Origin of the sequence: Bradyrhizobium oropedii, from assembly GCF_020889685.1 — a bacterium.
Taxonomy (GTDB): Bacteria; Pseudomonadota; Alphaproteobacteria; order Rhizobiales; family Xanthobacteraceae; genus Bradyrhizobium; species Bradyrhizobium oropedii.
Map to the genome: position 1 here is coordinate 1 of NZ_JACMYO010000278.1, position 8296 is coordinate 8296.

8 protein-coding genes and 1 pseudogene are annotated in these 8296 nt (G+C 64.7%); 7 read left to right on the top strand and 2 right to left on the bottom strand.

The features are described 5' to 3' along the window. The 4 genes and pseudogenes from H8A95_RS40055 to H8A95_RS40070 all read left to right on the top strand — a co-directional run. The coding region (locus H8A95_RS40055; RefSeq protein ID WP_229188041.1) for a PopZ family protein at positions 1-524 on the top strand (524 nt) is incomplete at its 5' end. 252 nt (positions 525-776) lie between these two features. Beyond that, a complete protein-coding gene (locus H8A95_RS40060) occupies positions 777-3644 on the top strand; it encodes a valine--tRNA ligase (protein ID WP_229188042.1) in 2868 nt (955 codons plus the stop codon). Further along, positions 3629-3765, top strand: a pseudogene (locus H8A95_RS40065) (VOC family protein); the annotation flags it as partial. The gene H8A95_RS40060 and the pseudogene H8A95_RS40065, both read left to right, overlap by 16 nt. A gap of 131 nt (positions 3766-3896) precedes the next feature. Beyond that, positions 3897-4667 carry a hypothetical protein gene (locus tag H8A95_RS40070; RefSeq protein WP_229188043.1) on the top strand — a complete coding sequence of 257 codons (771 nt, stop codon included), beginning with the start codon at positions 3897-3899 and terminating at the stop codon, positions 4665-4667. A 9-nt stretch (positions 4668-4676) separates the two neighbouring features. Here H8A95_RS40070 and H8A95_RS40075 read toward each other — a convergent pair whose 3' ends face one another. Further along, complete coding sequence (locus H8A95_RS40075; RefSeq protein WP_229188044.1) at positions 4677-5288, bottom strand: DNA-3-methyladenine glycosylase; 612 nt, start codon at positions 5286-5288, stop codon at positions 4677-4679. Between the two features lie 215 nt (positions 5289-5503). Between H8A95_RS40075 and lipA the strand changes: the two genes are divergently transcribed. From lipA to H8A95_RS40090, 3 genes are all read left to right on the top strand, one after another. After that, positions 5504-6463, top strand: a complete 960-nt coding sequence (gene lipA, locus H8A95_RS40080; RefSeq protein ID WP_229188045.1) for a lipoyl synthase — start codon at positions 5504-5506, stop codon at positions 6461-6463. Between the two features lie 90 nt (positions 6464-6553). Beyond that, positions 6554-7093 (top strand): AAA family ATPase, encoded by a 540-nt coding sequence (locus tag H8A95_RS40085; protein WP_229188046.1) that lies wholly within the window; start codon positions 6554-6556, stop codon positions 7091-7093. After that, the gene (locus tag H8A95_RS40090; protein ID WP_229188047.1) at positions 7093-7551 is read left to right on the top strand and encodes a type II toxin-antitoxin system RatA family toxin; all 459 of its coding nucleotides are present in this window, start codon (positions 7093-7095) and stop codon (positions 7549-7551) included. Before H8A95_RS40085 ends, H8A95_RS40090 begins: the two co-directional genes overlap by 1 nt. A 138-nt stretch (positions 7552-7689) precedes the next feature. Here H8A95_RS40090 and H8A95_RS40095 read toward each other — a convergent pair whose 3' ends face one another. Beyond that, entirely contained in the window at positions 7690-8088 is a 399-nt protein-coding gene (locus H8A95_RS40095) for a BA14K family protein (protein WP_229188048.1), read from the bottom strand. Positions 8089-8296: the final 208 nt, after the last annotated feature.

An 8296-nucleotide genomic window follows, 5' to 3' on the forward strand; every position in this document is an offset into this window, starting at 1 on the left:
CTGCCGCGCCCGCGCCGAAATCACCGCCGCCTGCGCCGGCACCGGCCAGCAACAGTCAGGACGACATCGATTCGCTGCTCGCCAGCCTTGATGAGGCGACGCCCGCCGCCGAGATCAGGCCGTCGCCGCAGCCCGAAGCCCAGCCCGAAGCCGATGTGTTCGAGCTCACCGACGACATGGCGCTGCCGGACCCGGCCCCCGCACCGTCGTTCCGCAAGGTCGAGCCGCAGGACGATGTCGAGTTCACGGAAGCCCGGACCCGGGCACCGGAACCGGTTCGGGAGCCGCCCGCGATCGAGACCGCGCCGATGCAGCAGATCATCTCCGGAACCACGATGCGGGCGGTCGAATCCGCCTTCAACTCGCTGGCCAACACCGTCCTGAGCAACAATGCCCGGACGCTGGAGGATCTGGTCAAGGAGATGCTGCGGCCGATGCTGAAGTCCTGGCTGGACGACAACCTGCCGGGGCTGGTCGAGCGCATCGTCAAGGCCGAGATCGAGCGGGTCTCCCGCGGGCGCTAGCTCTGCGCGGGCGCCAACTCCAGCAACCGGGGCCTTGCGGTCCTCGTTCAGCCCCCCAAATGCCCCAGAGTCGGTTCTGATCGGATCGGAATCGAACCTTCCAGCTTCCGGTTTGGGCGCGGTTTCTTCACGCGAACCGGTGCCCACTTCGCTCGAAAACGCCCTCAACGCCGTTTTGACGTGCCGGTCCGGTTGACTTGGTGCGCTCCGGCGGCTTTCTAGCCTTTCCCCCATGGTCCACAGCGCATTGTCATGATCGAGAAAAACTACCAGCCCGCCGATATCGAGCACCGCATGGCCCAGGTCTGGGAGGAGAGCGGTGCGTTCAAGGCCGGCCGGCCCGAGCGCAAGGACGCCGCGCCTTTCACCATCGTGATCCCGCCGCCGAACGTGACCGGCTCGCTGCACATGGGCCACGCGCTCAACAACACGCTGCAGGACATCCTGTGCCGCTTCGAGCGGATGCGCGGCCGCGACGTGCTGTGGCAGCCCGGCACCGACCATGCCGGTATCGCCACCCAGATGGTGGTCGAGCGCCAGCTGATGGAACGGCAGGAGCCGGGACGGCGCGACATGGGCCGCGCCAAGTTCCTCGAGCGGGTGTGGCAGTGGAAGGCCGAGAGCGGCGGCACCATCGTCAACCAGCTGAAGCGCCTCGGCGCGTCCTGCGACTGGTCGCGCGAGCGCTTCACCATGGACGAGGGCCTGTCGCGCGCCGTCGTCAAGGTGTTCGTCGAGCTGCACCGTCAGGGGCTGATCTACAAGGACAAGCGCCTGGTCAATTGGGACCCGAAGCTGCTCACCGCGATCTCCGATCTCGAAGTGCAGCAGGTCGAGGTCAGGGGCCATCTCTGGTACCTGCGCTATCCGATCGAGGGCCGCAGCTTCAGCCCCGAAGATCCGAAATCATTCATCGTGGTGGCCACGACGCGTCCCGAGACGATGCTGGGCGACACCGCGGTCGCGGTGCATCCGGACGATGAGCGCTACACCGATCTGGTCGGTCAGCATGTCATCCTGCCCCTGGTCGGCCGTAAGATTCCGATCGTCGCCGACGACTATTCCGATCCCGAGAAGGGCTCTGGCGCGGTCAAGGTGACGCCGGCGCACGACTTCAACGACTTCGAGATCGGCAAGCGCCATGGCCTGCCGCAGATCAGCGTGCTCGACCAGGAAGGCTGCCTCAGCCTCTCCGGCAACGAGGATTATCTGCGTGGCCTGCCGGTGGGTGCTGACGAGTTCGCGGCAGAGTTTCAGGGGATCGAGCGCTTCGCGGCGCGCAAGAAGATCGTGGCGCGGCTGGAGGAGTTCGGCTTCCTCGAGCGGATCGAGCCCAACACCCACATGGTGCCGCATGGCGACCGCTCCGGCGTCGTGATCGAGCCGTATCTCACGGACCAGTGGTATGTCGACGCCCACACGCTGGCGCAGCCGGCGATCGCGGCGGTGCGCTCGGGCGAAACCACGTTCGTGCCGAGGAACTGGGAAAAGACCTATTTCGAGTGGATGGAGAACATCCAGCCCTGGTGCATCTCGCGCCAGCTCTGGTGGGGCCATCAGATCCCGGCCTGGTACGGCCCCGACGGCAAGGTGTTCGTCGCCGAGACCGAGGAAGAGGCGGTCGGCAACGCGCTCGGCTATTACGTCGAGCAGGAAGTCATCACGCCGGAGCAGGGCCACGACATGGCGGTCGACCCCGCCAAGCGCGAGGGCTTCATCACGCGTGATGAAGACGTGCTCGACACCTGGTTCTCGTCGGCGCTGTGGCCGTTCTCGACGCTGGGCTGGCCGGACGATGCGCCGGAGGTCGCGCGCTATTACCCGACCAACACGCTGGTGACCGGCTTCGACATCATCTTCTTCTGGGTCGCCCGCATGATGATGATGGGCCTCCATTTCATGAAGGAGGCGCCGTTCTCGACCGTCTACATCCACCGTCTCGTCCGTGACGAGAAGGGCGCGAAGATGTCGAAGTCGAAGGGCAACGTGATCGATCCGCTCGGCGTGATCGACGAATACGGCGCCGACGCGCTGCGCTTCGCGCTGACCCGCGAGGCGGCGCAGGGCCATGACATCCGTCTGTCGCCGCATTTGGTCGAAACCAACCGCAATTTCGCGACCAAGTTCTGGAACGCCTGCCGCTTCGCCGAGATGAACGAGTGCGTGAAGCTGGACGGCTTCGATCCGAAGGGCGCCAAGGAGACGTTGAACCGCTGGATCGCGCACGAGACCTCGCGTGTCACCCGCGAAGTGACCGAGACGATCGAGGATCATCGCTTCAACGATGCGGCGGCTGCAATCTACCGCTTCGTCTGGAACGTGTTCTGCGACTGGTATCTCGAGCTCGCAAAGCCGGTGCTGATGGGTGAGGAGGGCGCCGCCAAAGCCGAAACGCGGGCCATGATCGCCTGGACGCGCGATGAGATCCTCAAGCTGCTGCATCCGTTCATGCCCTTCATCACCGAAGAGCTGTGGGCCGTGACGGCAAAACGCGACGGCCTCCTGGTGCTGGCGCCCTGGCCGCGCAAATCGGGCGTGACCGGCGAACAGCTCGCGGCGATCGCAACCGCCGGTCCGGTGGTCGATCCGATTATTCCGCCTGTCATTGCCGCGCTCGACGCCGATGAGTTCAGCGATCCCGCGGCCGAGGCCGAGATCGGCTGGGTGGTCGATCTCGTCACCGCGATGCGCTCGGTGAAAGCGGAGATGAACATCCCGCCGTCGACGCTGACGCCGCTGGTGATTGTGACCAGCTCCGACGAGACGCGGGACCGCGCGCAGCGCTGGAACGATACCATCAAGCGCCTGGCAAGGTTGTCGGACATCTCCTTCGCCGACGCCGCGCCGGAGGGGGCCATGCAGCTTCTGGTGCGCGGCGAAGTCGTCGCGCTGCCGTTGAAGGGCGTGATCGATCTGGCCGCCGAACGGGCGCGGCTGGAGAAGGAGCTCGGCAAGGCCGACGCCGACATCAAGCGGGTCGACGCAAAGCTCTCCAACGAGAAGTTCGTCGCCAACGCGCCGGAAGAGCTGGTCGAGGAAGAGAAGGAGAAGCGCGCGGCAGCAACGGAGCGCCGGGCCAAGATCCTCGAGGCGATCGAGCTGCTGAAGCGGGCGTCATAACAGGCGGCACCGATGACGGCGCGCCCCGGGGCTGCGCGACTATCACACCTCGTATGATGCGGCGTTCCTGCGCGATCCCGACGGCAACCGGATCGAGGCGGTCTGCCATCAGGCGGCGTGAACCCGGTCACGCCGGCATCCGACCAACCAGCCGACGGGTCGGCCGTTCAATCCGTTCCGGCTCCCCCGAGCCGCGAGATCATCATGACGATATCCCGAAGAACGCTGCTGATCGCGACAGGAGTCTTGCCAATGCTCGGTTTCGGCGAACGCGTTCAGGCGGCTGCATCGACGGTGAAGCCGCGCCACGTGCTCTGCTTGCTCGGCGGCGAAGGCGAGCTGCCGCGGCTGCAGGATGCAGCCTCGCGTGCGATCGAACAATTCGCGGCGGGCTTCAGCGTCGATACCACCTATTCGCAGGGGAAGGCGGATCCCAATATGAGCCGCTCATTCGGCGTGTGCTGGGATCGCGTCGCGCCGAATGCCTGGACCGACGCCGACGAGACGGCTGTCGCCGACCACAAATCCGTTCTCTATGTGCTGGGACCGCCGATGTCGGCGGACAATGCCGTCATGTGCTCGGCCGGCGGGTTGTTTCTGGTCGACGCCGTGATCAAGGCAGGTGCGACGGCTGCCAAGGGTGAGAGCGCAGGCGTCGCCCACGGCCTCGCGCGTTGGGGCGCGCTCGCTCACGAGGCTGCCGCTGCTTTGCAATCGGATGACAACATCGCTCTGCGTCGGGCCTGCCGGCTGGCCTTCGCCAAGCGGCCGCTGGCCGGCGCGACCCACCTGGAGACCGTCGGCTTTCACCTCGTCGGGCTTCCCGAAGTATATGTGGCCAAAGCCTATGGCAGCGAGCGAGAGGTGGTTGCGCTGATGGATGAGGCCGGTGACCGGCTTGCGCAGTGCGGGCTGGAGGCGGTGCTCGCCGACCGCAAGGCGCAGCTGTCTTATGAGACCTCCTATGAACCAGACGATTTCAAGTTCAATCCGTATGGGATCGTCACCATCGACCTGCGCTGACCGGGCGTCTCACAGTGGAAACCGCTTGCTGAGGAATTTCGATCCCTTCAGCCCGTAGCGCCAGGGCAGCTCGACGGCCTTGGTGATACCGATCCGCAATCCGGTGACGATGTCGGGCGCCTCCAGCCGCGCGTGGAGCGCGATCGGCGGACGGTCGAGCGGCAGCTCGCTGTGGGCGATGGTGATGCCGAGCGCCTCGCAGAGCTTGCCCGGCCCCGAGCACAGCGCACGTTCGTCTTCCAGACCGCGCCGCCGGCGCATCGCGGCCAGCCCATGGGTTGGCTCGAGCGCGCGGATCAAGACCGCGCTCGCCGAGCCGGGCTGCTCGCAAACGAGGTTGACGCACCAATGGATGCCGTAGGAGCGGTAGACATAGGAGAAGCCCGGCGGGCCGAACATCACCTGGTTGCGCGGGGTCGGCCCGTTGTAGGAGTGCGCCGCCGGTTCGGTGTGATGATAGGCCTCGAGCTCGGTGATGATGCCGCCGACGCCGTCGACCAGGAAGGTCGCGCCGATCAGGTCGGGGGCGACCTCCAGCACGCTGCGGTCGAAGAACGAGCGTTTCAGCGCCTTGCCGAGGCGCGGCGCGGTCGCACGGGTGAAGCGGGGTTTTTGAGCCATTTTGAGGTGGGAATCGGCATGGAACGGACCGCAACACTGCCAATATATGGGCTGATCTGCTAGGGTCGCGGCGCGGGTTGCGGGCCGCATTAACACCGATTACCTAAACTCTTTAGTTTGGGAGCATGATCTCCAGCGCAAACCCGTTCCGGGTTTGTCGCGGGAAAACCGGTCTCCACTTTTCCGGATCATGCTCTCGCGACTTGCAGGCACCTATGGTCACCATCGTCGACACCATCTCCACCACTCAGCTCCGCCCGCGTCACCCCGAAAAGGTGAACCGGCCCGATGCCGTGTCACCGCCGAAGCCGGACTGGATCCGGGTCCGCGCGCCGAACACGCGCGGCTATGCGGATACGCGCCGGATCGTGAAGGAGAACGGCCTCGTCACGGTGTGCGAGGAGGCGGGCTGCCCCAATATCGGTGAGTGCTGGGACAAGAAGCACGCCACCTTCATGATCATGGGCGACACCTGCACCCGCGCCTGTGCGTTCTGCAACGTCAAGACCGGCATGCCCGGCGCGCTCGATGCCCATGAGCCGGAGCACGTTGCCGAGGCCGTCTCCAAGCTGGGACTGGCCCATGTCGTGATCACCTCGGTCGATCGCGACGATCTCGCCGACGGCGGCGCCGAGCATTTTGCCCAGACGATCCGCGCGATCCGCGCGCGCTGCCCGACCACCACGATCGAGATCCTGACGCCGGACTTTTTGCGCAAGGACGGCGCGCTCGAGCGCGTGGTCGCGGCCAAGCCCGACGTCTTCAACCACAATCTGGAAACCGTGCCGTCGCGCTATCTGACGGTCCGTCCCGGCGCCCGCTATTTCCATTCGATCCGGCTGCTGCAGCGGGTCAAAGAGATGGACCCGACCATCTTCACCAAGTCGGGCATCATGGTCGGCCTCGGCGAGGAGCGCCACGAGGTGCTGCAAGTGATGGACGATCTGCGCTCGGCCGAGGTCGATTTCCTGACCGTCGGCCAATACCTGCAGCCGACCCGCAAGCATCACGCCGTGATGCGCTACGTGACGCCGGACGAATTCGGAGGCTACGAGCGCGTGGCCTATACAAAGGGTTTTCTGATGGTGTCGGCGAGCCCGCTGACACGCTCGTCGCATCACGCCGGCGAGGATTTTGCGAAGCTGCAGGCGGCCCGCACGGCTCGCGGCCGCTAGATTTTGTAAAAGGCGGTAGGCGGGCGCCATCATGCGCCATTGCTTGATCTAGCCCTGACCGAACCTTGACCGAACCTTGGACTGGACCAAATGCAGCGCGCTTTGGTGATGGGATCGTCGGGATCCGGCAAGTCGACCTTTGCGCGGCGGCTGTCCACCATGACGGGCATCCCGTCCGTGTCGATCGACGCGCTGTTCTGGAAACCGGGCTGGGTCGAATCCGACAAGGACGAATTCGAGCGCCGCGTGATCGACGCTGCGCGAGAGCCGCGCTGGATCATGGATGGGAACTACATGCGGCATGGGGCAGGTGAGCTGCGCCGGGAGCTCTCCGATACGATCATCTGGTTCGACCTGCCGCGGTCGACTTGCATGCTCGGAATCCTCGGCCGCATTGCCGGGAGCTATGGCCAGGTCCGCCCCGAGATGGCCGAAGGCTGCCCGGAGAAGATCGACCTGGAATTCTTCCGCTACGTCTGGACCTATCGCCGGCAGCAGCGGCCGAAGCTGATCGAATATTTTGCCGGCCTGCGCCCCGATCAATCGCTGGTCTGCTTCACCGATCGGACGCAGGCGGACATTTATCTGGAGAGCGTCGCACGTCGGCAAAACCGTGCGAGTATCCACTGATGCCACGATTCTCCAGCAAGCGGCGGGTCCGCCACACCGCACCTCAGATGTTCGATCTGGTCGCCGACGTCGAGCGCTATCCGGAATTCGTGCCGCTGTGCCAGGCGCTCAAGATCCGCCAGCGCACGCCCAAGGACGACGGCACCGAAATCGTGGTGGCCGACATGACGGTCTCCTTCAAGCTGGTGCGGGAAACCTTCACCAGCAGGGTGACGCTCGACCGGCCCAATCTGAAGATCCTGGTCGAATACCTCCGCGGCCCATTCAGCAATCTGGAGAACCGCTGGAGTTTCGAGCCGAAGTCGGAGACCGAATGCGATGTCGGCTTCTTCCTGAACTACGAATTCAAGAGCCGGATGCTGGCGATGCTGATGGGCTCGATGTTCGACGCCGCCTTCGGGCGGTTTGCCCACGCGTTCGAGAAGCGGGCGGATCAGGTCTACGGCAAGCCGGCCTAGCAAAGTTCCCGTCATTGCGAGGAGCTCGCGACAAAATTGCAATGCAATTTTGCGCTGAAGCGACGAAGCAATCCATGTGTCCGCAAGCGGTGAGATGGATTGCTTCGCTTCGCTCGCAATGACGGAGGAAGGTGACGCTTACGGACAGGAACGGCGCACGCCGCCCGACGCAATGTAGGTGCCCGAAGCCGGATCGTATGTGCGGAAGCGCTGGGAGCAATAGGCGTCGTTATTGGCCTTGGCCTGGCTTGCCGCGATGGCGCCACCGATGATCGCGCCGGCTGCGAGGCCGCCGATGATCGCAGCGCCGTTTCCGCGGTCGCGATGATAATAACCGTCGCGGTAGCCGTAACCACCCCGATAGCCGTAACGCGGGCCGCCATGCCAATGCCGATACTGCACGTGCTCGACGGAGGTAGGCTGGTCCTGCAAACGGGCGGCGGGCGCAAGCGGTGCGGCAAACGAGGGGACAACAGTCGACAGCGTCATGGCGCCAGTGGTGATTGCGGCCACGACCAAAGTTCCCAACTTCATCATTTTCTCCTTGTTGTGGGATTTTGCTGTTCGAAGAACAGTTGAAACAGCAGAGTTGGAACAGGAGAAAATGGCGAAGCGCCGTCGTCGTTCCACCTGCGATAGGCGGCACAGGGTCGCAGTTGACAGAGAGTGGTGAGAAGTCGGCTCTTTGCGGGTTTCGACTCTCGTCGACCTATCCGCGCGGCGGCCGCCGCCGTTTCGCGGCGTG